Origin of the sequence: Erythrobacter rubeus (genome assembly GCF_014705715.1) — a bacterium.
GTDB classification, from domain to species: domain Bacteria; phylum Pseudomonadota; class Alphaproteobacteria; order Sphingomonadales; family Sphingomonadaceae; genus Erythrobacter; species Erythrobacter rubeus.
In genome coordinates, this window is the sequence record NZ_JACXLC010000001.1 from 551,689 (window position 1) to 574,382 (window position 22,694).

Consider the following 22,694-nt stretch of genomic DNA (forward strand, 5'->3'; position numbering starts at 1 on the left):
GAAAGCCCGGCAAAGCGCGCTATTGGAGCTGCGGCGCGCGCCCGTAGCTCATCTGGATAGAGCGCGAGACTTCTAATCTTGAGGCAGCAGGTTCGAGTCCTGCCGGGCGCGCCAACTTTACTCATCGCCCGGACACCACCTTTGGTGGCAGCGATGGCTCGCGATACTACGCTGTCGTGCGGTATTCATGTCGGTTCGTTCATTCTCCTCTCCGTCGCAAAGTGAAGGAGATTTCGAATGAAGAATCTTGCCAAATCCGCTTTCGTCCTGAGCATGATGGCCGTGCCGGCAGCTGCAATTGCGCACCCCATCATCGTGGAGCGTGATCGCGGTTTGCCGATCGCGCCGAACAATGACAGCAATTCCTACTGGCTCGATTACAAAACCGACATCAGCGAAGCAAAGCGTGAACTTGCGAGCGATCTGCGGCGGGCGACCGACCGCGAGGATCGCCGAGAAGCGCATGAGGAATATCGGCGGGAGATCGCCGATGCGCGCTATGATTACCGCAAGGAAATGTGGGAGCGTGGATACCGCGTCGCTGATTTCCGCGAAGATCGCTTTCGCGTTTCGCGGCGCTGACGCTTTCAGCCTCTCGCGACAGTATCCAGCAGTTCGGACGTCACTGGATAGCCTGCATCTTCGAGGATCGTGAGCATTGGCTTGTCATTGCTGTCATCGATCCGCGGGATGATGGTTTTGACGGGTATGGCTTCGGCCTGAGCGCGGGCTTCTTCGAAACTGCCGAACAGCGCAAGCCGCTCCAGGTTACGCCTGGTGGGGAAGATGAGTTTGATCTCCCCGCGCTCGGCTGCGTCGAGCGCGCCCTGCGCGCTAACCCAGAACAATTTCGTGTTCTCCGAATTGTCGATCGACACATCGACAGCGCCGGTACCAAGGTCGGCGAGATAAAACCGTGTGTCGTATACGCGGGCAATGTTCTCGTTCTTGGGGAACCAGCGCGCGAAAGGGACGATTTGCGAAAAATCCAGCTCCCATCCGAGTGCTTTTAGCACGGGCGCGAGCGCTCCATCGGTTTCCAGCATAGAGCGAGCTTGTTTCGCGCTGTCGGCCGTTATGTCTCCGGAGAGACCCAAGGCGAGGCCCGTTTCTTCGAGCGTTTCGCGGATTGCGGCGATCTGGTGCGCAGCTTCATCGATCGTCAAGCTGCCGTCCAGGTCTTGGCATACTTGCTCTGCCAGATCGAAGTCAGCTGGATCGACACGTCCACCCGGGAACACCGCCATTCCGCCGGCAAAGGCCATATTGCGCGAGCGCACCGTCATAAGCAGCTCAGGCGGTCCGCCGTCGGCAGCTTTTCGGAAAATGACGATTGTGGCGGCGGGTATGCCTTCTGGGCCTGACGATTTAGACATGGCTGCGGTGATGGCTTTTCTGCGCCTGCTTGCCAAGAGGCAGCAGTGTCATGGGGTATCCCAACCTGTCGGGATACTTTACACAGACGAAAGTTCTGACCTGCGGTTAATCATCTAAGTTGTTGTAATAAATGCTCCGAAAGCGTTTGGCACGGCAAGTGCATGGTATTTGGCAGCCCAAGTGGTCTTCGAAACGAGATCGACCTTTTCTGGTCTCTAGGTCAGATCTCCCCGATCAAAAAAGAACCGCCTTGCTTTGGTCGGCAAGGCGGTTTCTTTTTTGCCAAAATGGGCGGGGTAAGGCGCGTCAGCTTTCCGCCTTGGCAACATCGTTATCGTCGAACATCTGTTTAAGCTCGCCCGCTTCGAACATTTCCATCATGATGTCGCTGCCCCCGACGAATTCGCCCTTCACGTAGAGCTGGGGAATGGTCGGCCAATCGGAATAGGTCTTGATCCCCTGGCGAATTTCCATGTCCTGCAGCACGTCGACGCTTTCGTATTGGACACCGCAATGGTCGAGGATCGCGACAGCGCGGCTGGAAAAGCCGCATTGCGGGAAAAGCGGTGTGCCTTTCATGAAAAGGACGACGTCATTCTCGCCGACAAGGGTGGAGATGCGAGTGTTGGTATCAGCCATGGTAATGCGGCCTTTGATTAAAGTGTCTCTCGGGAGTTTACGTGGGGACCACGGTGGTCACTTGCAAGGCATGCAGTTCACCGCCCATCCGCCCGCCTAGCGCCGCATAGACGAGTTTGTGCTGCTGGACGCGGGTTTTGCCCGCAAATTGCGGCGCTTCGACTTTGACCGCCCAATGGTCATCGTCACCGGCCAGGTCGGTCAATTCGACTTTCGCGCCCGGCAGAGTGGCGGCAATCGCCGTTTCGATTGCGGAACGGGACATCGGCATGATTTTAGCTGTCGCTCATCAACTGGCGCTTCGCCTCGACGGTCATTTCTTCAAGCTTCAGCCGGATATCGGCTTCCGTCACGTCGACATCGGCAGCCGTCAGATCACCGAGCAGTTTGCGAATGACGTCTTCATCGCCGGCTTCTTCAAAATCGGCCTGGACGACAGCTTTCTTGTAAGCGTCGGTTTCTTCCTGCGTCAGGTTCATCAACCCTGCAGCCCATTCACCCAGCAAACGATTGCGCCGTGCTGCCAGTTTGAACGCAGTTTCTTCGTCCATGGCGAATTTGGCTTCTTCCGCGCGTTCGCGGTCCTTGAAATCTGTCATTGAATTCCCTCCGGAAGATCGTGATTTGTAAAATAGGGGCAGGTGTCGAGCCTCACAAGCGCTGCGCAGCGTCTTATTACATAGTGACGACGAGCTTCCCGACAGCTTCGCGGTTTTCCAGCTTGGCGATGGCATCGCCCGCACGCTCGAGCGGGAAAGTCTCCGAGATCAGCGGATCGATCTTGCCTGCTTTCATCAGATCAAAGAGTTCCTTGACCTGAGCGACGAATTTCGCCGGCTCCCGGGCGGTAAATGCGCCCCAGAACACGCCGCAAATATCGCACGATTTCAGGAGCGTGAGATTGAGTGGCATCTTGGCGATGCCTGCCGGAAATCCCACGACCAGGAACCGGCCTTCCCAGGCGATCGAACGCAGAGCCGGTTCGGAATATTGACCGCCGACGATATCATAGACGATGTTTGCGCCCTCGGGGCCGCACGCCGCCTTGAACGCGTTGGCGAGCTCTTTCGAGGCGGCCTTATCCATCTCTTCGCGTGGATAAATCACCACTTCATCAGCGCCCGCCTTCTTCGCGACCTCGCCCTTGGCTTCGCTGGAAACTGCCGCGACGACCCGCGCGCCGAACGCCTTTGCCAATTCGACCGCGGACAGACCGACGCCGCCGGCAGCGCCGAGGACGAGAACCGTGTCGCCTTCGCTGATGTGGCCGCGATCCTTCAGCCCGTGGATCGTGGTGCCGTAAGTCATCAGCAGCGAAGCGGCCTTTTCGAAGGACGCATCGTCCGGGATCGGGAACATCCGTCCGACCGGGACCACGATCTTTTCGGAAAGCCCGCCATTTCCGATCACGGCCAGAACGCGGTCACCGATCGAGTATCCTTCGACTCCTTCGCCGATCGCTTCGATCACCCCGGCAAGCTCGCCGCCGGGAGCAAAGGGACGCTCCGGCTTGAACTGGTACATGTCGCGAATGATCAGCGTGTCGGGATAGTTGATCGCGCAGGCCTTGACCGCCACCAGCACTTCACCTTTGCCGGGCGAGGGTGTTTCGACCTCGTCCAGCTTTAGCGTTTCAGGGCCGCCGGTTTCATGGCTGCGCATTGTTTTCATTCTCGAAGTCTCCATTAAATCGCTGTGCCTTTGGTGAGCCAATCCCGCGCTCCAGCGCGCGACTGCTCGAATTCGCCGATCGCAGCTTGACGCTCAAGGGTCAGCGCGACTTCGTCGAGACCGTGCAACAGGCAATGCTTGCGGAAAGGGTCTATGTCGAAAGAATAGCGGTCCTGAAACGGCGTGGTCACTGTCTGTGTTTCCAGGTCCACATTTATCTCGTGACCTTCGTTCGCGACCTCCATCAGGCGATCGATTGCTTCCTGTGGCAGGACGACGGGCAAAATCCCGTTCTTCACCGCATTGCCCGAAAAGATGTCGGAATAGGATGGCGCGACGATCGCACGGATGCCAAGGTCGAGGATTGCCCAGGCCGCATGCTCACGGCTCGACCCGCAGCCGAAGTTATCGCCCGCGATCAGGATCGGCGCGCCTTGGTACGCCGGATCGTCAAACACATTGCCCGGCTCGGCCCGCACCGATTGAAAGGCACCTTCGCCAAGTCCTTCGCGCGTGATCGTCTTCAGCCATTCGGCAGGGATGATGATGTCGGTGTCGACATTCTTCGCGCCAAATGGAATGGCGCGGCCTTCGACCGTGGAAAGCGCATCCATGGCGATCTCCCTCAGTCGGTTTCCGGCGGCTCGCCTGACGGGACCGTGCCTGATTTTTCGGCCTCAGCGGATTTCTGCTTAAAGCGTTTGCCAGCGTAAAGCAGCGCTGCCGCAATGGCGGCTGATCCGATCGTGGCTGCCGCACCAATAGCGGCTTTGGTCTTCGTGTCTTTGGTCATGGAATCACAATGCTCTGGGCCTAGCAACGTTGCAAGAGAAGTCTGGCGGTCGCAGCGATCAAGCGACGAGAACGTCTTCGCCGATCGTTCCTGGAGACCGTCTTTGTTGCGGAGCAGCTACCCCATCCCATCCGAGGCCGTCCATAAATCGCGCTTCCATCCCGACCAGATCGTCTGGATGAAACAATCGCATGTTCGCTCCCATCCGGTCATGGCCGGAGGATTCCGTCGCGAGCCAATGCGTGGTCGCGCCACAGGTGTCGCACACATGCGCCTCGACGCTTGGGTGCGGAACATCTGAGCGGGCGAACGCGCGCGTGGGCCCGGTCACCGCAACGGCGCCTTTTGAAAAATAGCTCCAGACCGCACCGAGTTTTCGGCAAAGCGAGCAATCGCAGAACGTAACGCTGGTGGGGCGCTCGGGCAGTGTGATCTCGACTGCGCCGCACAAGCAAGTCGCGCGCATCAGCTCAGTTCTCGCACGTCCGCAAGATGTCCTTTCACCGCCGCCGCGGCCGCCATCGCAGGGGACAGCAGGTGCGTGCGTGCGCCCGGTCCCTGACGACCCACGAAGTTGCGATTCGATGTTGAGGCACAGCGCTCGCCTGGCGGAACCTTGTCCGGGTTCATGCCGAGGCAGGCCGAGCAACCCGGTTCGCGCCATTCGAAGCCGGCATCGAGGAAGATGCGGTCGAGCCCCTCCTCTTCGGCTTGCTGTTTCACCAGTCCCGATCCCGGCACGACGATGGCCCAGCGCACATTGTCTGCTTTCTTACGGCCCTTCAGGACACTGGCTGCGGCGCGCAAATCCTCGATGCGGCTGTTGGTGCAGGATCCGATGAAGATGTTCTCGACCGGGATATCCGTCATCCTGGTGCCCGGCGTCAGCCCCATGTAATCGAGACTCTTCCGAGCCGCCGCGCGCTTGCTTTCGTCGGCAAAGCTCTCTGGTGAGGGTACGTTGGCGCCGATCGCAACCACATCTTCCGGGCTGGTGCCCCAAGTCACCGATGGCTGCACATTGGCCGCGTCGATCACAACCGACTTGTCGAATTGCGCCCCCGGATCGGTATGGAGCGTGCGCCAATAGGCGACTGCTTCATCCCAGTCCGCCCCCTTGGGAGCCATCGGCTTGCCTCTCAGGTAATCGAACACGGTTTCGTCGGGCGCGATCAGACCTGCCCGGGCGCCGGCCTCGATACTCATGTTGCAAACGGTCAGGCGTTGCTCAACGCTCATATGTTCGAACACCGGGCCGCGATATTCGATGACGTAGCCCGATCCGCCCGCCGCACCGATCACGCCGATTATGTGCATGATCAGGTCCTTGGCGGTCACGCCGGGGGCAAGCTCCCCCTCGACGCGAACTTCCATCGAATTCGATCGCTGGAGCAGGAGAGTCTGCGTTGCCAGAACGTGCTCGACCTCGCTCGTGCCGATGCCGAAAGCAAGGGCGCCGAGACCGCCATGGCTTGCCGTGTGCGAGTCGCCGCAAACGATTGTCGTGCCCGGCAGCGAAAAGCCCTGCTCAGGTCCCACAACGTGCACGATGCCCTGCTGGGCGTCGGCGTCGCCGATATATCTGATGCCGAAATCGGGCGCATTTTTCTCCAGCGCTTCAAGCTGCGCGGCGCTCTGCGGGTCGGCGATGGGTACCTTGTTTCCCCTCGCATCGCGCCGCTTCGTCGTCGGCAGATTATGATCGGGCACGGCGAGAGTGAGCTCCGGGCGTCTCACCGGACGTCCCGCCAATCTCAACGCCTCGAACGCCTGCGGGCTGGTGACTTCGTGTACAAGGTGGCGATCGATGTAGATTATCGCGGTGCCATCGTCGCGTGTCTCGACGACGTGATCGTCCCAGATTTTCTCGTAAAGGGTACGCGGTTTGCTCGCCATTTATCGCTTCCAGTGGTTTGGCCTGCGAGATTAGCGGCGATTGCGCAACACTGGCAAGCTACCGATCGATTGGTTTGCAATTCGTCATGGAAATGAAAGGAGTTCGAGGCTAATTAACACTCATGTCAGCAGCGCCAACCGCCTCTCCATTCGCCTTTCCGATCAAGGTCCTGCCCGAGGATATCGATTTCATGGGCCATGTGAACAATGCGCGCTATCTCAATTGGGTTCAGGACGCGGTGCTGGCTCACTGGAACAAGCTCGCCCCGGCAGAGGAAATCGCCTCGAAGGCCTGGGTCGCACTCAAGCACGAGATTACCTATCGCAAGCCGGCGTTTCTGGAGGACGATGTCACGGCGAGCACGGTGCTGGAGCACTTCAAAGGCGCGCGCGCATTTTATCATACTATCATACGCCGCGGTGAGGATGTCCTGGCCGAGGTCAAGTCCAGCTGGTGCTGTATCGATGCCGAAACGCTGCGACCGGCGCGGATCGGCGAGCACATGCGCGAGCTCTTCTTTTCCGACGTCGACTGACCTGCAACAAGCATTCATCGCTTCGCAATTTGCAGCGCGAACTCGAATCTCTATACGCACCCGAATGAGCTGGCCGTGCGTATTTGTCTAAGATGCATCAGCGTTTCACCCTTCCGAGCCGCACTGTGCAAGGTGCAATCGGCCTAGCGCTTGCCGCGCTGATCGCCGGCGGGTGGCTGGGGATCCACGCCTACGCGATGTTCATTTTCGAGCTGACCTGGGCGAGTCTGCCGTTCGCCCTGGCGCTCGCTATAGTTCAGGTTTGGCTTTCCGTCGGGGTTTTTATCGTCTGCCACGACGCTATGCACGGCAGCTTGGTTCCCGGGCGCCCTCAAGTGAATTCAGCGATCGGTACCGTTTTGCTTTTCCTTTACGCAGGTTTTGCATGGCGCAAGCTTCGCGACGCGCATTTCGCCCATCACAAACTCGCGGGAAAAGCCGGAGACCCCGATTTCGACGAAAACAACCCTGCTGACTTTTTCCGTTGGTACGGTACGTTTTTCAAAAGGTACTTCGGTTGGCAATCGTTGCTCTTCGTGCACACGGTTGTCGGGATTTACTGGCTGGTGATCGGCATTCCTATGGTCCAGATCGTTCTACTGTACGGCGCACCTGCGCTGCTTTCCTCACTACAATTGTTTTACTTCGGCACCTTCCGTCCTCACCGGCACCAGGCCGGGATGGATGAGCTGGATTTTGCCGACAGTCACAACACGCGCAGCGATCAGTTTGGCACTCTGACTAGTCTCGCAACCTGTTTTCATTTCGGCTATCATCTGGAGCATCACCGGCGGCCGGACGTGCCGTGGTGGGCGCTGCCGAGCGCTCGCCGTGCCGGTGTAGGGCTCGGAAAGTCAGGAAAGGAGATCGCGGCGTGAGTTGGCTCGAGGCAATAGCAGTCACGCTTGCCGCGCTTGCCGGAATGGAACTGTTCGCGTGGTTCGCGCACAAATACATCATGCATGGCTGGGGTTGGGGCTGGCACCGCGATCATCACGAACCGCACGATAATACGTTCGAAAAGAACGACCTGTTCGCGGTCGTGTTCGGCACAATCAATGCGGCGATTTATATCTTCGGCGCGCTGTATTGGGATGCCCTGTGGTGGGCGGCCCTTGGCGTAAACTTGTATGGCGTGATCTACGCCATCATCCATGACGGACTGGTCCATCAGAGATTTTTCCGGTGGGTCCCCAAGAAGGGATATGCCAAGCGTCTGGTGCAGGCGCACAAGCTGCACCATGCGACAATCGGGAAAGAGGGCGGGGTGAGTTTCGGGTTTGTCATCGCCCGTGACCCGCAAAATCTGAAAGCCGAATTGCGCAAGCAAAAGGAGCTGGGCCAGGCCGTGGTCCGCGAAAGCGCCGGAGCTTGACGCCTATTCGTTTCGGGTCGCGATCCAGCTTCCCGCTACGACCAGGATCGTAAGTGAAATCCAGACGTAGGGTTCACCCAAGGTGAACCACGTAAATACCGCGCCTACGCTCATCGCGCCTATTGCCGCGAGCTTGGCAGGACGGCTGATCGCCCGGTGCTCGCGCCAATCGCGTATCTGAGGGCCCCATTTCGGATGTTCGACGATCCGCTTTTCCCACTCGGGATTGCTGCGCGCAAAACAGAACACCGCGACGAGGAGGAAAGGGACAGTCGGCATAATCGGGAGCACCGCGCCGATTGCCGCCAGTGCGAGAGCGATGATGCCTCCTGCCAGATAGAGCAGTCGCATCGCCGCCTTTCCCTAAGCCGCGGCCAAGCGTGCGGCGTGCTCTTTCACCAATGCGATCATGTTCGGGACGCCCTGCGTCCTGTTCGAGGATAGCTGGTTCTTCAGATCGAACGGTTCCAACGCGGCAGTCACATCCATACGCGCCACTTCGTCGGCGGGCCTATCCTGTACGGCAGAGATCACCAGCGCAACGATGCCCTTGGTGATGGCTGCATTGCTGTCGGCCAGAAAGTGCAGCTTGTCGGTCTGCTCTGTCGGGTAAACCCAAACCGCTGCCGAGCATCCGCGCACCAGGGTCGCATCGGTCTTGAGCGCCTCGGGCATGTCCTCGAGCTCGCGCCCAAGCTCGATAAGGAGCCGGTAGCGCTCGTCTCCTTCAAGGAATTCATACTCTTCGAGAATGTCTGGCAGCGTTCGCATGGCCGCTATTTAGGAGCGCATGCCAGCAAGTCCACCGGTTATGATGTGCGCCTCGTCAAAGCTCCACACCGCTCGCGATGGCTTCGAGCTTTTTGATCCGTTCCTTGAGATCGGCCATCTCGATGCGCGCTGCACCTACCGAAGCACCGCCCTCGACCTCGGCAGCGTCGATGCCGGTGCGAGAGCCGGTTGGTCGCTCGAGCTCTTCGCGTTTCAGCTCCAGCCAGCCTTGCCATGCCTTGAGCAGGGAAAACGCCACTACGCTGATGCCGACAAGACAGGTGGCTGCGATCACGAAAATTGGGTCCATCATTCGCTCAAGTCCTCCGTCGTCTTCGAAGAGCGCCGCGCAATATCTCCGCGCAGGCTCTCAATCTCTCGGGCAATCCGCTGCGCCTTGCGCGCCTCGGAACTGTTTTCGTCTGTTGCGATCCGTTCCAGCACCTGCACGCGCTCGCGTAGTTCGGCGAGCTCAGCTGCGTCGATTTCATCCGGCGTCTTGGTGGCCGCCTCGTTATCGTGCCGCTCCGAACGAGCGCCGTCGAACCGGCTCATCATCTGGCGGTTCTCCCGGCGGAGCCTGTTGCTCCGGCCGCGCTCGTAAATCCAGAGGACGACGAATACGATCAAGGCGACGCTGAGCCAGCTCATTATTGACTGTTCTCCAGCTTGCGGGACTCCTCGGAATCTCCGCGCAGCAGCTCGATTTCGTCGGAGAGCAGCTGTCCGCGATCCGTCGCGAGCCGTTCAAGCAAACGCAAACGATCTTCGATCATGTCGGTACGATCCGAGATTTCGCTGACTTTCAAACCATTTGCGCGATCAGCAGCGCTCATTCCGGCCTTCGATCGCTTATAATCGTACACTTTCGACACGATACCGTTGATGCTTAATCCAGTGATCAGAACAATGATGATAATGCTTCCGAACACAATGACGAGATCGCTGTCCATCAGGCGTTCCCTTCGTCGGGGCGGTGCTCAAGCGAGCGCTCGCGCAGTTGTTCGATCTCGTTGCCGAGTTGATATCCGCCGTCTGTCACAATCCGCTCGACATTGGCCATGCGGTCCTTGATCGACGAAAGCTCGGCTCGCAATTCGGCGTTTTCCTGCGTGAGCAGGGTGACGCGTTGTTTCGCTTCATGATCGGACGCCGGCTTGAGCGCCTGGCCCCATGTCCCCTCGAGCGGATAGCCGTGCTTGATGCGCAGCCGGGTGGTGTGAATCCATCCCCCGATTGCAGCGGCGCCCAATGCGAGACCGCCGCCGACTATCCAAGGGAGATGTGGGGCTAGGTTCGCGGCAACGTCGATACTCATGCTTTTTCCCTGTCGTTAATTGTCAGAGGGACGCCTGATCCTTCCTGTTCAACATTAACGGTGTCGCGGAGCGCTTCGATCTGGGTAGCAACGTCGTATCCGCGATCGGTCACGATCCGCTCAAGCACCTTGACGCGGTCTTCGAGCTCCTGGACGCGGCTGGCATATTGCGCCGCCTTTTCGCCCGTTGCCTCGGCCGTCGCCGCCAGTTTCTTTTCTTCGAGCTTGCCGCGCTGCACGATCCAGATGATACCGAGAACCATCGCGAACGGCGCAAATCCCACCATCCATTCCATGACGTATTTCCTCTCTGACAGTTCGGCTTAGCGCAGGCGCTCGATCTCTGCTGTCAGCCGCGGATTGCTGCTGACGTAGTGGGTTTCGACTGCGGCCAGCCGGCGATCGATATCGCGAAAGTTGGCGCGGATTTCGCGGGCCGTGCGTTTCGGGCTCTGCCGGACGCGCTGCCAATACTTTTGCTCGCTTTCATCACGATAGAGATGCGGCGGCTTCTTGCTCATGATGAAACCGGCGGCAAGGTATGCGAGGATGGGCCAACCGAGCGCCACGGTAAGAGCAACCACGCCAAGGCGGATCCACAGCGCATTAATGCCTGTGTATTCGGCAATCCCGGCGCACACGCCCATCAACTTGCCATTGGCTTTGTCGCGATAAATGGTGGTGCGGGGCGAATTCATGCCTTGGATCCTTTCTTTTCGGCGATCAGCTGTTCCAGTTCGCGCAGCTGCTGGTTGTCGGACTCCTGATCGGCGATCAGGCGCTTTACTGGAGAGAATGACGGGTCATCGGACGCAACGAGGCGTTCAACTGTGTCCATCCGCTCGTCGAGCCGCTTGGCAAGGTTGTAGAGTTCTTCGAGCAGAACCTCGTCATCGCTCGTGATCGTTGCAGCGGTTTTCCATTTGGTCATGTAATGCATAACCATCCACGGGAGCGCGATGAGGACGATGAAGACGATCATTACGACTTCGAATGGCATGGTTTATTCCCCCTTCTCGGCGTCGGGCTTGCCGAGCGCCTTCTTCATTTCTGCAAGTTCATCGTCGATCGCGTCGGCACCTTCGAGCGCGGCAATCTCGTCAGAGAGCGAAGGCTGTCCTTCCTCCGCAATTGACAGTGCATCCGCGCGCCCTTCGGCGTAATCGACGCGGCGTTCGAGTTGGTCGAAACGCGAAAGCGCCTCGTCCGTGCGTTCGGTGCTCATCAGCGTGCGAAGCTTCACGCGGTTCTCCGCGCTTTCCAGCCGCGCGGCGATGGCCGTCTGGCGACTGCGTGCTTCGCGCAGGCGATGCTGAAGCTTCTGAATGTCGTCTTCGTAAGCGCGCAGGGCATCGTCGAGCACAGCAATCTCAGCCTTCAGCTGGTCGGCCATGCTCGCGGCTTTCTTCTTCTCGACGAGAGCGGCGCGGGCCAGATCCTCACGATCTTTCGACAGCGCCAGCTGTGCTTTCTCGCCCCAATCGGCCTGGAGCCGGTCGAGCTTCACGACGTGGCGGTGCATTTCCTTCTGATCTGCGATCGTTCGCGCCGCACTTGCTCGCACTTCAACCAGCGTCTCCTCCATTTCGAGGATGATCATGCGGATCATCTTCGACGGGTCGTCCGCCTTGTCGAGCATATCGTTGAAATTTGCCGCAACGATGTCGCGGGTGCGGCTGAAAATACCCATGAAGGCTACTCCATCTAGGAACGGGTTGGTGGCGCTTTGCTGCGAATCGTTGTCGCGCTCGCGCTCATGAGATTGCGTCGGGGTGGGGCTGCGACGCAAGGCTTCGATTTCGGCATCAAGCCGGGACAGCTTGCCCTGGCGTTGAAGGGAGCCGTTTGGGCGGGCCGGAGCGGTGCTGCCTTTACGAGCGCGGGCAGAGATGTCTGCGCTCGAGGCAGGCTTTGCGGGGGACTTTGCCCGCTCCGGCCCAAGGGGGTTGGTTTCGTTCTTGCTCACCAGAACGCTCAAGCAATCTCGACCAGGGTGGCAGAGACAGGATGCGGATGAGCGAGAATGTTGGCTTGCGCATTGTTCGCTTCGAACTGCGAAGTGAACACGACCATCACGGTCATTGCAGCAATGCTTGCGATAGAAGCATGACCAAGCTTGCTGGTCCAAAATTTCTTCGCGAAGAACATGTTCTTGTACACTTTGCGATACTCCCGCCTTGGCGATTTTCGGCCCCATGCCGTTTCTCGCCAGCCTTGCCCAAGTATAAGCAAGCCGTGTGCCAAACTGTGAAAACCCTCGATTTCCAACGCTTTTCCCGCCTGTACCAATAGGCGCGTTGGTATTTTTTGCCAAACATTGGGAAATATCACTATAGGTTGGCCATGGAGCGGGATAATCAGTTTATCGGGCAGTCAGGTGCCTTCCTCGATGCGGTGGAAAGGGCGTCGCGCGCGGCGCCTATGAGCCGGCCCGTTCTAGTCATCGGAGAGCGCGGAACGGGCAAGGAATTGATCGCCGAACGTCTCCACCGTCTTTCCACTCGCTGGGACGAGCCGCTGGTCACGATGAACTGCGCGGCACTTCCCGAAACGCTGATCGAGGCCGAACTGTTCGGACACGAAGCAGGCGCATTCACGGGTGCTACCAAAGCGAGGGCGGGACGGTTCGAAGAAGCCGACAAAGGCACTCTATTTCTCGATGAACTGGGCACTTTGTCGATGGGCGCGCAGGAGCGCTTGTTGAGGGCGGTCGAATATGGCGAGGTCACCCGCATTGGCGCGTCGAGACCGATCCGGGTCGATGTCAGGATCGTCGCAGCAACCAATGATGATCTGCCCGCGCTCGCGGAAAGCGGCGAATTTCGCGCCGATCTGCTCGACCGACTGAGCTTCGAAGTGATTACTCTGCCACCGTTAAGGGTGAGAGACGGCGATGTCGGAGTGCTGGCGGAATATTTCGCCCGACGCATGGCGGCCGAGCTCGATTGGCACAATTGGCCTGGATTTGCGCCCCATGTCATGACCAGTCTGGAAGAATACGCATGGCCGGGAAATGTGCGCGAACTTCGCAATGTGGTCGAGCGTGCGGTGTATCGATGGGACGACCCGGAAAGTCCTATCGCGCATGCGCAATTCGATCCGTTCGAAAGCCCGTGGAAGCCGAAGGCCCCGCCGCACAGGCCGAACAATTCCGTCGCCGTGCATCAGCCTGCCGGGACGGGTATACCGCAACCTGCGACATCGGCGGCCAGCAATTCTTTCGATCAGATCGATGATTTGCGCGCGGCGGTCGATGCGCACGAACGGACAATCGTGGAGCATTCTCTCGGCAAACATCGCTGGAATCAGCGGCAAACGGCAAAGGCGCTCGGGCTGAGCTACGACCAGTTGCGGCACGCGATCAAGAAGCATGGCCTGATGGAAGAGGGCGACGCTTAGCTTTTCCCGATCTCAACTTTGAAGCGCGCCGAATAAGGCTTGCTAATCATCGGGACCGGTACTATTTCCCCCTCATCCCGACATTGTTGGTTCAAAGTTTGGATGCTGGCGCCGCACGGGGCCGGCACCGATCGGCTTTGTCACATATGTCGGTCATAATGGAGACTTGATGAGCGACATAGAACGCCTGACACAATTGATCGAGCCTGAGGCGAAAGCCCTTGGGTTCGAGCTTGTGCGCGTGAAAATGATGCCATCGGAAGCCGGTGACGGCGGTGAGGCGTTGCAGATCATGGCTGAGGATCCGTCAACGGGCCAGCTCGTGATCGAGCAGTGCGCGGAGCTTTCTCGCCGGATCTCCGATATGATGGACGCTCATGAAGAGGCTGGCGATGTCCTGATCGAAGGGGCGTATCATCTCGAAGTGTCTTCGCCAGGCATCGATCGCCCGCTGACACGCGAGAAGGATTTTTCCGACTGGGCCGGGCACGAGGCTCGCATCGTGATGACCAAGGGTTGGTCGGGCGATGAGAAGGGCCAGCGCGTGTTCAAAGGCGAACTTGACGGCATCGCATCCGGAACGGTTCAGCTGACCGATGAAAAACATGGCGCGGTTGAATTGCCGCGCGAACAGATACACACGGCGAAACTCGTCCTCACAGACGCGCTCATCGCCGCCACCAAGCCGCTCGATACGAGCGGTGCCGACGAAATCGAAGAAGAAAAGGCAGACGACTGATGGCCAGTGCCATTTCCGCCAACAAGGCAGAACTCCTAGCGATTGCAAACTCGGTCGCTTCCGAAAAGATGATCGACAAGTCGATCGTCATCGAAGCGATGGAAGAAGCGATCCAGAAAAGCGCGCGCAATCGCTACGGCGCGGAGAACGACATTCGGGCGAAGCTCGATCCGCAGACCGGCGATCTTACGCTGTGGCGTGTTGTCGAGGTGGTCGAAGAGGTCGAAGATTACTTCAAGCAAGTCGATCTAAAGCAGGCTGCCAAGCTCAAAGATGATGCAAAGCTGGGCGACTTCATCGTCGATCCGCTTCCGCCGGTCGACCTGGGCCGCATCGACGCGCAGAGCGCCAAGCAGGTGATCTTCCAGAAGGTCCGAGATGCCGAGCGCGAGCGTCAGTTCGAAGAGTTCAAGGACCGCGCAGGCGAAGTTATCACAGGGGTAATCAAGTCGGTCGAATTCGGCCACGTCATCGTCAACCTTGGCCGTGCAGAAGGCGTGATCCGCCGTGACCAGCAGATCCCGCGCGAAGCCGCCCGTGTCGGTGAGCGTGTCCGCGCGCTCATTACCAAGGTCGAGCGCAACAATCGCGGGCCGCAGATTTTCCTGAGCCGCGCAGCACCCGATTTCATGCGCAAGCTGTTCGCGCAGGAAGTGCCCGAGATTTACGACGGCATCATCGAGATCAAGGCCGCTGCTCGCGATCCGGGTTCGCGCGCCAAGATCGGCGTCATCAGCCACGACAGTTCGATCGATCCGGTCGGCGCATGTGTGGGTATGAAGGGTAGCCGCGTTCAGGCCGTCGTGCAGGAATTGCAGGGCGAAAAGATCGACATCATCCCTTGGTCGGAAGACACCGCGACTTTTGTCGTCAACGCGCTCCAGCCGGCAACTGTTGCCCGCGTTGTGCTCGATGAAGAAGAGGGCCGTATCGAAGTCGTCGTGCCCGATGATCAGCTTTCGCTAGCCATCGGTCGCCGCGGTCAGAACGTGCGTCTCGCCAGCCAGCTCACCGGTCACCAGATCGATATCATGACCGAAGAAGAGGCTTCGGAGAAGCGCTCCAAGGAATTCGCCGAGCGTTCGAAAATGTTCGAGGAAGAGCTCGACGTCGACGAGACGCTTTCGCAGCTTCTCGTCGCCGAAGGCTTCGCGATGCTCGAAGAGGTTGCCTATGTGGACAAGGCGGAACTCGCCGCGATCGAAGGCTTTGACGAAGACCTCGCCGAAGAGCTCCAGAGCCGCGCGGTCGAAGCGCTCGAGCGTCAGGAAGAGGTGCACCGCACCGCTCGCCGCGAACTCGGCGTCGAAGATGACCTCGCCGAAATCCCGCATCTTTCCGAAGCGATGCTCGTCACGCTCGGCAAGGCCGGGATCAAGACGCTCGACGATCTTGCCGATCTCGCAACCGACGAACTGATCGCGAAGAAGCGCGAAGCACCGCGTCGCCGCAACAACGCCGATGGGCCGCCAATGCGCCGTCCGCAGCGTGAGCAGGACAAGGGTGGCGTGCTTGGTGAGTACGGCCTCTCGGAAGAGCAGGGCAACGAGATCATCATGGCCGCCCGCGCGCATTGGTTTGAAGACGAAGACGTCTCCGAGCCCGCAACTCAGGAGGCCGCCGATGCGGACTCCACCCAATGAGCGCGTAAGTTCAGACATCGCTGAAACGCCCCGCACCCGGAAAGCCGATAACGCTTCCGGGAGCGAGAGGCGCTGCATCCTGTCCGGAGAAAGCCACCCGCGCGATACGCTTGTGCGGCTGGCGATTTCGCCCGAAGGCCAGGTGCTGCCCGATCCCGGCGCAAAAGCGCCCGGGCGCGGCGCGTGGATCGCGCCGGACCGCAGTGCACTTGAAGCGGCGATCGCGGAGGGCCATTTCAAGCGGGCGTTGATGCGCGCGTTCAGAGGCGGGCCGGAAGGCGTAACGCTTTCCTACTCGGAAGATTTGCCGCAGCAGGTCGAAATGGCGTTGACCCGGCACTTTACCGATCGATTGGGCCTGGAACTGCGCGCAGGCAATCTTGTGCTCGGCTCCAGCCGGATCGAGGAGCAGGCTCGCCAAGGGCGGCTCGGTCTCTTGCTCCACGCGAGCGACAGCAGCGCAGACGGACGCAAAAAGCTCGACCAGGCATGGCGAGTCGGTGCTGAAATCGAAGGTTCCGGTGCACGCGGGCAGGTCTTGCCACTGGACCGCGACACTCTGTCTGTGGCATTGGGCCGCGAGAATGTTGTCCATCTGGGCGTGTCAGGGCAACCCGGCGATGCCAGCGCACCGCATCAGAAACGCGCGGCTTCGCGTGTAGCGCAGGCGGCAGCGCGCCTTACGAGCTTTGTGAGCGGCCTTACGGCCTCTTGTGATCGGCCGAATGGTGAAGCGAGCTAAAAGCTTGCCGAGGCACGCGGCGACGACAGAATAAATACGTGAAGGACAATTGAGCTAGAATGAGCGACGAAAAAGAAAAACGCACCCGTAAACCGCTAGGCCTTAAAAGGGCGGTCGATGCTGGCGAGGTTAAGCAGACCTTCAGCCACGGCCGCACCAATAAGGTCGCGGTTGAGGTCAAGCGCCGCCGCAAGCTCTTGAAGCCGGGTGAGACACCTGCGCCCGAGCCCGCACCGGAACCGGCACCGCAACCCGCGCCAGAGCCAGCACCGGCCCCGGCGGCGAAGAAGCCTGCGCCTGCTAAATCCACCAAGGGTGCGCCTGCTGGCGAAACCCCGCAGGAGCGCGTTAAGCGCCTTCAGCGCGAAGCCGAAGAGCAGCGCCTCGAACAGCTTGCACAGGATCGCAAGCGCGAGGAAGAGCAAGCTCGTAAGCGCGACGAGAAAGAGGCTCAGCAGCGCGAGGAAAATCGCAAGGCTGAAGAAGAGGCCGAAAAGCGGGCCGCTGAGGACGCCAAGGCCAACGCCGAGGCGGAGAAGCAGGCCGAGGCTGCAAAAGCCGATGCCAGCGCAGAAGGCGAGGCAGATGCAGCGCCAGCGGCACGCAAGTTCACTCCCGTCGCGCGGCCCGAGCCGAAGCGCCCGGAAAAGAAAAAGAAGGAAGACAAGCGCGCTGCCAAGGACACTGGCGGCGGCAAGGACAAGCGCCGCTCGGGCAAACTGACCGTTACCAAGGCGCTCAACGAGGATGAAGGCCGCCGCGCCCGCAGTCTCGCCGCGCTCAAGCGCGCGCGTGAGAAAGAGCGCCGTGCACAGGGTGGTCCGGCCAAGCCCCGCGAAAAGCAGATCCGCGACGTGGTCGTTCCCGAAGCCATCACGGTTGGCGAACTGGCCAAGCGTATGGGCGAGAAGGGCGCCGACTTGGTCAAGGAACTCTTCAATCTCGATATGATGGTCACCGTCAACCAGACGATCGACCAAGAAACCGCCGAACTGCTGGTCGAACAATTCGGCCACAATATCGAAAAAGTGTCCGAGGCCGACGTCGATATCTCGACTGAGGAGGACGTCGATCCGGAAGAGACGCTCAAGCCGCGTCCGCCGGTTGTGACGATCATGGGTCACGTCGATCACGGCAAGACCAGTTTGCTCGATGCGCTGCGCGGCACCGATGTGACCAAGGGCGAGGCCGGAGGCATCACCCAGCATATCGGCAGCTACCAGATTACAACGAAGGACAAGGCGAAGATCACCTTCCTCGACACGCCGGGGCACGCCGCATTCTCCGAAATGCGTCAACGCGGGGCGAACGTGACGGATATCGTGGTGCTGGTTGTGGCCGGGGATGACGGCATCATGCCGCAAACCATTGAGGCCATCAATCACACCAAGGCCGCCGACGTTCCGATGATTGTCGCGATCAACAAGATGGACAAGCCCGAAGCGGACGCGAACAATATTCGCAGCCGTTTGCTCGAACACGAAGTCATTGTGGAGGCGATGTCGGGAGACGTCCAGGATGTGGAAATTTCCGCAACCAAGGGCACCGGGCTCGACGAGCTGCTCGAGAAAATCCAGCTCCAGGCTGAACTGCTTGAGTTGAAGGCTCGCCCGGATCGGGAAGCGGACGCTACCGTGATCGAAGCGCAGCTCGATAAGGGCCGCGGGCCGGTCGCCACCGTGCTCATCACACGCGGTACGCTGAAACGCGGCGATACATTCGTCGTCGGCACAGAAAGCGGCCGAGTGCGTGCGATCGTCAACGATCAGGGCAAGCAGATCAAGGAAGCTGGGCCTTCGATGCCTGTCGAGGTCCTCGGCCTTGGCGGTGTCCCGTCGGCTGGCGATCAGCTGACCGTGGTCGAAAACGAGCAGCGTGCCCGCGAAGTGGCGGAATACCGCCGCGAGAAAGCGACCGAGCAGCGCACGGCACTGGCTCCGACCAGCTTCGATACGATGTTCAACAACCTCGCATCGGACGTGATCGAGTGGCCCGTGCTGGTGAAAGCCGACGTGCAGGGTTCTGTCGAAGCGATCGTCAATGCGCTGCACAACATCTCGACCGACGATATCAAGGTGCGCGTTCTGCATGCCGGTGTTGGTGCGATCACCGAGAGTGATGTCACCCTGGCCGCGGCTTCGAATGCGCCGATCATCGGCTTCAACGTGCGGCCCAATGCCAAGGCACGCGAGCTGGTGAAACGCGATGGCGTGCGGATGATGTACTACGACGTCATCTATCACCTGACAGAGGAAGTCGCCAAGGAAATGGCAGGCGAGCTCGGTCCGGAGCGCATCGAAACAGTGGTCGGTCGTGCTCAGGTCAAGGAAGTCTTCAGGTCCGGGAAACGGGACAAGGCGGCAGGCCTGCTCGTCGAGGACGGAGTCATTCGCAAAGGCCTCTTCGCACGTCTCACCCGCGACGATGTCATCGTATCGGCGACGACCATCGCGTCGCTTCGGCGGTTCAAGGACGATGTCGACGAGGTCCGCTCGGGTCTCGAATGCGGCGTCGTGCTGGAAGACACGAACGACATTCAGCCGGGCGACCAGCTCGAAGTGTTCGAGGTCGAGGAGCGCGAGCGGACACTAGAAGTCTGAGGCGTAGTGTAGGGCGGGCTCATGGATTGGAAGGATCAGTTCGCGTCGGATTCCGACGGTTCGCCGCACACCGCACTGCTTGGCTCAGAATTCGTCTCCTTCGACGAAGGCACGCAATCCGCGACCATGCGCTTTACCGTCAAACGCGAGATGTGCACCTGGCGGGGCGGTGTGCAGGGCGGCCTGGTCGCAGGCTATCTCGACGATGTGATGGGCTATGCCTATGTCGCGGCGACCGGCGGCGAGATGGCGCCGCTCAATCTCGAATTGTCGATGACGCTTATTCGTTTGATTCCGGAAGGCCCGCTCATCGGGAAGGGCAGGGTGGTCAAGGCAGGTCGGCGCGTCGTATTCCTCGAAGGGGAATTGCTTGCCGAGGACGGCACGATAATGGCCCGGGCCACGTCGACCGCTCTACCAACGCCGCGGCCAACGCCGAACGAAACGGGAATGGGCTGATGGCGCGCAAGGATCCCTTTACGGCAGAGCAGCAGTCGGTTCGCGTGCTGAAGGTAGGCGAGCGCGTGCGTCATATCCTTTCCGAGCTGCTTGCGCGACAGGAAGTCCATGACGATGTGGTCAGCGCTGCGAATATTGCTGTGACCGAGGTCCGAATGACGCCCGATCTTCGCAACGCAACTGCCTATGTCAAACCGCTGCTTGGGGCTGGCGAGGACGACATTGTCCACGCGCTCCGTCAGAATACCGCATTTCTGCAGCGAGAGGTTGCGAAGCGGTTGGGTCTGAAATTCGCGCCCAAGCTCAAATTCCGCAAGGATGAGAGCTTTGCGGAGGCCGACCGGATCGAAGAGCTGCTGCGCGATCCAAAGGTTGCCCGCGACCTGGAACCGGGCGACGACACTGGGGGCTAGTTTGGCACCATTCGAGCGGTCATGGTGATGTCAACCTTGTTACCGACAATCAGCCGATAACTCTTCATTCCGTATTCGCGCCGATCAATCGTGGTCGTCGCGGTAAATTCGACCGGCGCGCCGGCTGGCGAGGTTACCGGGTCGGTCTCGAAGGTCACATCCAGCACCTGCGGTTTTGTAACGCCGCGCGCAGTCAGTTCACCGGCGAGCGTCCCTTCAGTTGCGGATTCCAGTTTCAAAGACTTTCCGACAAAGCGGACGGTAGGGTACCTTTCGACCCAGAAAAACTTCTCGCCGCGCAGCCGCTTCAAAGTGGTTTCGTCCGGCGCTTCGAGAGCGGTCGCATCGAAAGTCACATCGATTACGGCTTGTTCGGGAGCGCCCGGTACGATCCGAACGTCGCCCGACATCTTGGGAAACTTCATCGATTTGCTCGACAGGCCGAAAAACGGGACTTTCGCGGTCACTTCGCTCGCGCCTGCATCAAGTGTGTACTGGCGAGGCGCACTCGCATTGGCGAGTACGGCGAGCGCCAGCAGGGGCGCAATGAAGAGGCGGCGTTTCAGCATCGGTAGGCTCCTAGTACCACAGAGTACGGCCAAGGAGACCCAAAGGTTTCAGCGCCGTCTACCGAATGGCACCGCTCATCCCGCGCCGGGCAGGGCATAGCCGACAGGCGCATCCGGCCCCAGCGGAATGCCGAGATAGAACCAGATGACGATCAGCACCGTGCCAGAAACCAGCAGCCAGATCGAATAAGGAACCATCATGGCAGTCAGGCTGCCGAGGCCGAAATCCTTCTGCCAGCGCTTGGCAAAAACGAGGATCAGCGGGAAGTATACCATCAGCGGCGTGATGATATTGGTTGCGCTGTCGCCGACGCGGTACGCCGCGGTGGCGCCTTCGGGGCTGATCCCGAGCAGCATGAGCATCGGCACGAGAATGGGGGCGAGCAGCGCCCACTTAGCGCTGGCCGATCCGACAAAGAGATTTAGAAGGCCTGCGAAAAGGACCATGAGGCCCAGCACAAGCGGCAGCGGCAGTCCGGTGGACCTGATCGCATCCGCGCCGTGCACTGCGGATATCAGGCCTAGGTTTGACCAGCCGAACATCGCGACGAAGTGCGCAGCGGCGAAGGCGAGAACAAGGTAGTAACCCATGTCCTTCATTGATTCCGACATCATGCCGACAAGATCGCGGTGATCCTTGATCGTGCCCGTCGCCCGGCCGTAAGCCCATCCAGCGAGCAGGAAGAGTAAAAAGAAGCCTGCAACGAGCGAGCGGTAAAGCGGCGCAAGCTGGGTGTGGATCGAACAGTCGGCCACGCCATCGCAAGCTGGCTCGTCGATGAGCGGGGTGCCCGGTGCAAACACCATCAGCACCCACAGACCGACCACGAACAGCGCTGCAAGGCCAGCGTGGCGAAGCCCCTTCGCCGCAAGCTCTCCTTCATGAGCAGTGGGGTCGGGGCTCTGGTCGTCGTCGACGCCGGCAGTTGCGCCGCCTGTCCATGGGCCGAGACGCGGCTCGATAACCTTGTCCGTGACATACCAAATGATCGGCAGGAACACGATGGTCATGACGCTGATGAAATACCAGTTGCCTGCAATATTCGCCGTCCATGCCGGATCCAGCGCACTCGAGGCGACAGCCTCTTCGGTTATGCCGAACAGGAGCGCATCCAGCTGACCCGGTGAAATATTGGCGGAAAACCCGCCTGAAACCCCTGCGAATGCCGCCGCGATACCTGCCAGCGGGTGCCGTCCTGCAGCTGCAAACAGAATGCCTGCGAGCGGAATGAGCACGACGTAACCGGCATCGGCGGCATGGTTGCCGATCATCGCGACCAGCGCCACGACGGGCGTCAGCAGCTTCTTGGGCGCGCTCTTGACCGCGCTCGCCATTCCGGCGGCGAAAAAGCCCGATCTCTCGGCGACACCTGCGCCTAGCATCACCACCAGAACATAACCCAAGGGGTGGAAGTGCGTGAACGTCTTGGGCATGTCGACCCATAACCGCTGGATGTTCTCAGCCGACAGCAAGCTGACTGCCTCGATTTGTAGCGGTGCGCCGCTGGTTTCGTCGATTGTCGTGGGATGCAGCGCCGATACGCCGAGAAGCGCACTGACGATCGACACGGCAACCAGCGCGATGATCAGGTAGAAAAACAGGAAGACGGGATCGGGCAGTTTGTTGCCGCTCCTCTCGATCCAGCCAAGTATGCCGGTCATGCCTTCTTTATTTGTCTCAGCCGGAGCTGCGCTCGCCATGTGTGTGTCCCCGTTGCCTAGTCAGCTTTTTGCCGAGCTAGCATCGCGGACTG

33 protein-coding genes and 1 tRNA gene are annotated in these 22,694 nt (G+C 59.8%); 12 read left to right on the forward strand and 22 right to left on the reverse strand.

Annotated elements, in window-relative coordinates; translation table 11 throughout:
- Window positions 1–37 precede the first annotated feature (37 nt).
- A tRNA-Arg gene (locus IB285_RS02645) sits at window positions 38–114 on the forward strand.
- Between the two features lie 123 nt (window positions 115–237).
- Entirely contained in the window at window positions 238–582 is a 345-nt protein-coding gene (locus IB285_RS02650; protein ID WP_190786717.1) for a hypothetical protein, read from the forward strand.
- Window positions 583–587: 5 nt separating this feature from the next.
- On the opposite strand, the gene IB285_RS02655 is transcribed toward IB285_RS02650, so the two are convergent.
- The 9 genes from IB285_RS02655 to leuC form a co-directional block, all read right to left on the reverse strand.
- The gene (locus tag IB285_RS02655) at window positions 588–1,376 is read right to left on the reverse strand and encodes an NUDIX hydrolase (RefSeq protein ID WP_190786718.1); all 789 of its coding nucleotides are present in this window, start codon (window positions 1,374–1,376) and stop codon (window positions 588–590) included.
- A 307-nt stretch (window positions 1,377–1,683) separates the two neighbouring features.
- Window positions 1,684–2,016, reverse strand: a complete 333-nt coding sequence (gene grxD / locus IB285_RS02660) for a Grx4 family monothiol glutaredoxin (RefSeq protein ID WP_190786719.1) — start codon at window positions 2,014–2,016, stop codon at window positions 1,684–1,686.
- A gap of 37 nt (window positions 2,017–2,053) precedes the next feature.
- Window positions 2,054–2,287: a BolA/IbaG family iron-sulfur metabolism protein gene (locus tag IB285_RS02665; protein ID WP_190786720.1), complete on the reverse strand. Its 234-nt coding sequence runs from the start codon at window positions 2,285–2,287 to the stop codon at window positions 2,054–2,056.
- Window positions 2,288–2,291: 4 nt separating this feature from the next.
- Window positions 2,292–2,615, reverse strand: coding sequence for a DUF1476 domain-containing protein (locus tag IB285_RS02670; protein WP_190786721.1), 324 nt, complete (start codon window positions 2,613–2,615; stop codon window positions 2,292–2,294).
- A 76-nt stretch (window positions 2,616–2,691) separates the two neighbouring features.
- Window positions 2,692–3,687: an NADPH:quinone oxidoreductase family protein gene (locus tag IB285_RS02675; protein ID WP_190786722.1), complete on the reverse strand. Its 996-nt coding sequence runs from the start codon at window positions 3,685–3,687 to the stop codon at window positions 2,692–2,694.
- Window positions 3,688–3,701: 14 nt separating this feature from the next.
- On the reverse strand, window positions 3,702–4,301 hold the full coding sequence (gene leuD, locus IB285_RS02680) for a 3-isopropylmalate dehydratase small subunit (RefSeq protein WP_190786723.1): 600 nt from the start codon (window positions 4,299–4,301) through the stop codon (window positions 3,702–3,704).
- 11 nt (window positions 4,302–4,312) lie between these two features.
- On the reverse strand, window positions 4,313–4,480 hold the full coding sequence (locus tag IB285_RS02685) for an isopropylmalate isomerase (RefSeq protein WP_190786724.1): 168 nt from the start codon (window positions 4,478–4,480) through the stop codon (window positions 4,313–4,315).
- Window positions 4,481–4,538: 58 nt separating this feature from the next.
- The gene (locus IB285_RS02690) at window positions 4,539–4,946 is read right to left on the reverse strand and encodes a GFA family protein (RefSeq protein ID WP_190786725.1); all 408 of its coding nucleotides are present in this window, start codon (window positions 4,944–4,946) and stop codon (window positions 4,539–4,541) included.
- A complete protein-coding gene (gene leuC / locus IB285_RS02695; protein WP_190786726.1) occupies window positions 4,946–6,376 on the reverse strand; it encodes a 3-isopropylmalate dehydratase large subunit in 1,431 nt (476 codons plus the stop codon). The genes IB285_RS02690 and leuC overlap by 1 nt, the downstream gene beginning before the upstream one ends.
- 122 nt (window positions 6,377–6,498) lie before the next feature.
- On the opposite strand from leuC, the gene IB285_RS02700 reads away from it, so the two are divergent.
- The 3 genes from IB285_RS02700 (at window position 6,499) to IB285_RS02710 (ending at window position 8,287) form a co-directional block, all read left to right on the forward strand.
- On the forward strand, window positions 6,499–6,912 hold the full coding sequence (locus tag IB285_RS02700) for an acyl-CoA thioesterase (RefSeq protein ID WP_190786727.1): 414 nt from the start codon (window positions 6,499–6,501) through the stop codon (window positions 6,910–6,912).
- A gap of 197 nt (window positions 6,913–7,109) precedes the next feature.
- Window positions 7,110–7,790, forward strand: coding sequence for a fatty acid desaturase (locus IB285_RS02705; RefSeq protein ID WP_234033048.1), 681 nt, complete (start codon window positions 7,110–7,112; stop codon window positions 7,788–7,790).
- On the forward strand, window positions 7,787–8,287 hold the full coding sequence (locus IB285_RS02710; protein ID WP_190786728.1) for a sterol desaturase family protein: 501 nt from the start codon (window positions 7,787–7,789) through the stop codon (window positions 8,285–8,287). The genes IB285_RS02705 and IB285_RS02710 overlap by 4 nt, the downstream gene beginning before the upstream one ends.
- 3 nt (window positions 8,288–8,290) lie before the next feature.
- Here IB285_RS02710 and IB285_RS02715 read toward each other — a convergent pair whose 3' ends face one another.
- The 11 genes from IB285_RS02715 to IB285_RS02765 form a co-directional block, all read right to left on the reverse strand.
- Complete coding sequence (locus IB285_RS02715) at window positions 8,291–8,638, reverse strand: YbaN family protein (protein WP_190786729.1); 348 nt, start codon at window positions 8,636–8,638, stop codon at window positions 8,291–8,293.
- 12 nt (window positions 8,639–8,650) lie between these two features.
- Window positions 8,651–9,058, reverse strand: coding sequence for a SufE family protein (locus IB285_RS02720; protein ID WP_190786730.1), 408 nt, complete (start codon window positions 9,056–9,058; stop codon window positions 8,651–8,653).
- Window positions 9,059–9,113: 55 nt separating this feature from the next.
- Window positions 9,114–9,371 carry a hypothetical protein gene (locus IB285_RS02725; protein ID WP_190786731.1) on the reverse strand — a complete coding sequence of 86 codons (258 nt, stop codon included), beginning with the start codon at window positions 9,369–9,371 and terminating at the stop codon, window positions 9,114–9,116.
- Window positions 9,368–9,709, reverse strand: a complete 342-nt coding sequence (locus IB285_RS02730; protein WP_190786732.1) for a hypothetical protein — start codon at window positions 9,707–9,709, stop codon at window positions 9,368–9,370. The genes IB285_RS02725 and IB285_RS02730 overlap by 4 nt, the downstream gene beginning before the upstream one ends.
- The gene (locus IB285_RS02735) at window positions 9,709–10,011 is read right to left on the reverse strand and encodes a hypothetical protein (RefSeq protein ID WP_190786733.1); all 303 of its coding nucleotides are present in this window, start codon (window positions 10,009–10,011) and stop codon (window positions 9,709–9,711) included. The genes IB285_RS02730 and IB285_RS02735 overlap by 1 nt, the downstream gene beginning before the upstream one ends.
- Window positions 10,011–10,376 (reverse strand): hypothetical protein, encoded by a 366-nt coding sequence (locus IB285_RS02740; protein WP_190786734.1) that lies wholly within the window; start codon window positions 10,374–10,376, stop codon window positions 10,011–10,013. Before IB285_RS02740 ends, IB285_RS02735 begins: the two co-directional genes overlap by 1 nt.
- On the reverse strand, window positions 10,373–10,672 hold the full coding sequence (locus IB285_RS02745; RefSeq protein ID WP_190786735.1) for a hypothetical protein: 300 nt from the start codon (window positions 10,670–10,672) through the stop codon (window positions 10,373–10,375). Before IB285_RS02745 ends, IB285_RS02740 begins: the two co-directional genes overlap by 4 nt.
- Before the next feature lie 27 nt (window positions 10,673–10,699).
- Window positions 10,700–11,074, reverse strand: coding sequence for an envelope stress response membrane protein PspC (pspC, locus tag IB285_RS02750; protein WP_190786736.1), 375 nt, complete (start codon window positions 11,072–11,074; stop codon window positions 10,700–10,702).
- Entirely contained in the window at window positions 11,071–11,376 is a 306-nt protein-coding gene (pspB, locus tag IB285_RS02755) for an envelope stress response membrane protein PspB (RefSeq protein WP_190786737.1), read from the reverse strand. Before pspB ends, pspC begins: the two co-directional genes overlap by 4 nt.
- A gap of 3 nt (window positions 11,377–11,379) precedes the next feature.
- Window positions 11,380–12,195 (reverse strand): phage shock protein PspA, encoded by an 816-nt coding sequence (pspA, locus tag IB285_RS02760; protein WP_190788962.1) that lies wholly within the window; start codon window positions 12,193–12,195, stop codon window positions 11,380–11,382.
- 155 nt (window positions 12,196–12,350) lie between these two features.
- On the reverse strand, window positions 12,351–12,524 hold the full coding sequence (locus tag IB285_RS02765) for a hypothetical protein (RefSeq protein WP_190786738.1): 174 nt from the start codon (window positions 12,522–12,524) through the stop codon (window positions 12,351–12,353).
- A 195-nt stretch (window positions 12,525–12,719) separates the two neighbouring features.
- Between IB285_RS02765 and pspF the strand changes: the two genes are divergently transcribed.
- The 7 genes from pspF to rbfA all read left to right on the forward strand — a co-directional run bounded on the left by pspF (window position 12,720) and on the right by rbfA (window position 20,371).
- Window positions 12,720–13,775, forward strand: a complete 1,056-nt coding sequence (gene pspF, locus IB285_RS02770; protein ID WP_190786739.1) for a phage shock protein operon transcriptional activator — start codon at window positions 12,720–12,722, stop codon at window positions 13,773–13,775.
- 169 nt (window positions 13,776–13,944) lie between these two features.
- Window positions 13,945–14,514, forward strand: coding sequence for a ribosome maturation protein RimP (rimP, locus tag IB285_RS02775; RefSeq protein ID WP_190786740.1), 570 nt, complete (start codon window positions 13,945–13,947; stop codon window positions 14,512–14,514).
- Window positions 14,514–16,157: a transcription termination factor NusA gene (nusA, locus tag IB285_RS02780; protein WP_190786741.1), complete on the forward strand. Its 1,644-nt coding sequence runs from the start codon at window positions 14,514–14,516 to the stop codon at window positions 16,155–16,157. Before rimP ends, nusA begins: the two co-directional genes overlap by 1 nt.
- Complete coding sequence (locus IB285_RS02785) at window positions 16,138–16,899, forward strand: DUF448 domain-containing protein (protein ID WP_190786742.1); 762 nt, start codon at window positions 16,138–16,140, stop codon at window positions 16,897–16,899. Before nusA ends, IB285_RS02785 begins: the two co-directional genes overlap by 20 nt.
- Window positions 16,900–16,958: 59 nt before the next feature.
- Window positions 16,959–19,499, forward strand: a complete 2,541-nt coding sequence (gene infB / locus IB285_RS02790; RefSeq protein ID WP_190786743.1) for a translation initiation factor IF-2 — start codon at window positions 16,959–16,961, stop codon at window positions 19,497–19,499.
- Between the two features lie 21 nt (window positions 19,500–19,520).
- On the forward strand, window positions 19,521–19,958 hold the full coding sequence (locus IB285_RS02795; protein WP_190786744.1) for a PaaI family thioesterase: 438 nt from the start codon (window positions 19,521–19,523) through the stop codon (window positions 19,956–19,958).
- Window positions 19,958–20,371, forward strand: a complete 414-nt coding sequence (gene rbfA / locus IB285_RS02800; RefSeq protein WP_190786745.1) for a 30S ribosome-binding factor RbfA — start codon at window positions 19,958–19,960, stop codon at window positions 20,369–20,371. The genes IB285_RS02795 and rbfA overlap by 1 nt, the downstream gene beginning before the upstream one ends.
- Here the strand turns inward: rbfA and IB285_RS02805 are convergent.
- Window positions 20,368–20,940, reverse strand: coding sequence for a YceI family protein (locus tag IB285_RS02805; RefSeq protein ID WP_190786746.1), 573 nt, complete (start codon window positions 20,938–20,940; stop codon window positions 20,368–20,370). The two genes, rbfA and IB285_RS02805, sit on opposite strands and share 4 nt — an antisense overlap.
- Before the next feature lie 75 nt (window positions 20,941–21,015).
- Window positions 21,016–22,602, reverse strand: coding sequence for an AbgT family transporter (locus tag IB285_RS02810; protein ID WP_234033049.1), 1,587 nt, complete (start codon window positions 22,600–22,602; stop codon window positions 21,016–21,018).
- Window positions 22,603–22,694: the final 92 nt, after the last annotated feature.

Coding starts and splice junctions, on each gene's coding strand:
- IB285_RS02650 (WP_190786717.1), top strand. CDS start 238: ATGAAGAATCTTGCCAAATCCGCTTTCGTCCTGAGCATGATGGCCGTG.
- IB285_RS02655 (WP_190786718.1), bottom strand. CDS start 1,376: ATGTCTAAATCGTCAGGCCCAGAAGGCATACCCGCCGCCACAATCGTC.
- grxD (WP_190786719.1), bottom strand. CDS start 2,016: ATGGCTGATACCAACACTCGCATCTCCACCCTTGTCGGCGAGAATGAC.
- IB285_RS02665 (WP_190786720.1), bottom strand. CDS start 2,287: ATGCCGATGTCCCGTTCCGCAATCGAAACGGCGATTGCCGCCACTCTG.
- IB285_RS02670 (WP_190786721.1), bottom strand. CDS start 2,615: ATGACAGATTTCAAGGACCGCGAACGCGCGGAAGAAGCCAAATTCGCC.
- IB285_RS02675 (WP_190786722.1), bottom strand. CDS start 3,687: ATGAAAACAATGCGCAGCCATGAAACCGGCGGCCCTGAAACGCTAAAG.
- leuD (WP_190786723.1), bottom strand. CDS start 4,301: ATGGATGCGCTTTCCACGGTCGAAGGCCGCGCCATTCCATTTGGCGCG.
- IB285_RS02685 (WP_190786724.1), bottom strand. CDS start 4,480: ATGACCAAAGACACGAAGACCAAAGCCGCTATTGGTGCGGCAGCCACG.
- IB285_RS02690 (WP_190786725.1), bottom strand. CDS start 4,946: ATGCGCGCGACTTGCTTGTGCGGCGCAGTCGAGATCACACTGCCCGAG.
- leuC (WP_190786726.1), bottom strand. CDS start 6,376: ATGGCGAGCAAACCGCGTACCCTTTACGAGAAAATCTGGGACGATCAC.
- IB285_RS02700 (WP_190786727.1), top strand. CDS start 6,499: ATGTCAGCAGCGCCAACCGCCTCTCCATTCGCCTTTCCGATCAAGGTC.
- IB285_RS02705 (WP_234033048.1), top strand. CDS start 7,110: ATGTTCATTTTCGAGCTGACCTGGGCGAGTCTGCCGTTCGCCCTGGCG.
- IB285_RS02715 (WP_190786729.1), bottom strand. CDS start 8,638: ATGCGACTGCTCTATCTGGCAGGAGGCATCATCGCTCTCGCACTGGCG.
- IB285_RS02720 (WP_190786730.1), bottom strand. CDS start 9,058: ATGCGAACGCTGCCAGACATTCTCGAAGAGTATGAATTCCTTGAAGGA.
- IB285_RS02725 (WP_190786731.1), bottom strand. CDS start 9,371: ATGATGGACCCAATTTTCGTGATCGCAGCCACCTGTCTTGTCGGCATC.
- IB285_RS02730 (WP_190786732.1), bottom strand. CDS start 9,709: ATGAGCTGGCTCAGCGTCGCCTTGATCGTATTCGTCGTCCTCTGGATT.
- IB285_RS02735 (WP_190786733.1), bottom strand. CDS start 10,011: ATGGACAGCGATCTCGTCATTGTGTTCGGAAGCATTATCATCATTGTT.
- IB285_RS02740 (WP_190786734.1), bottom strand. CDS start 10,376: ATGAGTATCGACGTTGCCGCGAACCTAGCCCCACATCTCCCTTGGATA.
- IB285_RS02745 (WP_190786735.1), bottom strand. CDS start 10,672: ATGGAATGGATGGTGGGATTTGCGCCGTTCGCGATGGTTCTCGGTATC.
- pspC (WP_190786736.1), bottom strand. CDS start 11,074: ATGAATTCGCCCCGCACCACCATTTATCGCGACAAAGCCAATGGCAAG.
- pspB (WP_190786737.1), bottom strand. CDS start 11,376: ATGCCATTCGAAGTCGTAATGATCGTCTTCATCGTCCTCATCGCGCTC.
- IB285_RS02765 (WP_190786738.1), bottom strand. CDS start 12,524: ATGTTCTTCGCGAAGAAATTTTGGACCAGCAAGCTTGGTCATGCTTCT.
- pspF (WP_190786739.1), top strand. CDS start 12,720: ATGGAGCGGGATAATCAGTTTATCGGGCAGTCAGGTGCCTTCCTCGAT.
- rimP (WP_190786740.1), top strand. CDS start 13,945: ATGAGCGACATAGAACGCCTGACACAATTGATCGAGCCTGAGGCGAAA.
- nusA (WP_190786741.1), top strand. CDS start 14,514: ATGGCCAGTGCCATTTCCGCCAACAAGGCAGAACTCCTAGCGATTGCA.
- IB285_RS02785 (WP_190786742.1), top strand. CDS start 16,138: ATGCGGACTCCACCCAATGAGCGCGTAAGTTCAGACATCGCTGAAACG.
- infB (WP_190786743.1), top strand. CDS start 16,959: ATGAGCGACGAAAAAGAAAAACGCACCCGTAAACCGCTAGGCCTTAAA.
- IB285_RS02795 (WP_190786744.1), top strand. CDS start 19,521: ATGGATTGGAAGGATCAGTTCGCGTCGGATTCCGACGGTTCGCCGCAC.
- rbfA (WP_190786745.1), top strand. CDS start 19,958: ATGGCGCGCAAGGATCCCTTTACGGCAGAGCAGCAGTCGGTTCGCGTG.
- IB285_RS02805 (WP_190786746.1), bottom strand. CDS start 20,940: ATGCTGAAACGCCGCCTCTTCATTGCGCCCCTGCTGGCGCTCGCCGTA.
- IB285_RS02810 (WP_234033049.1), bottom strand. CDS start 22,602: ATGACCGGCATACTTGGCTGGATCGAGAGGAGCGGCAACAAACTGCCC.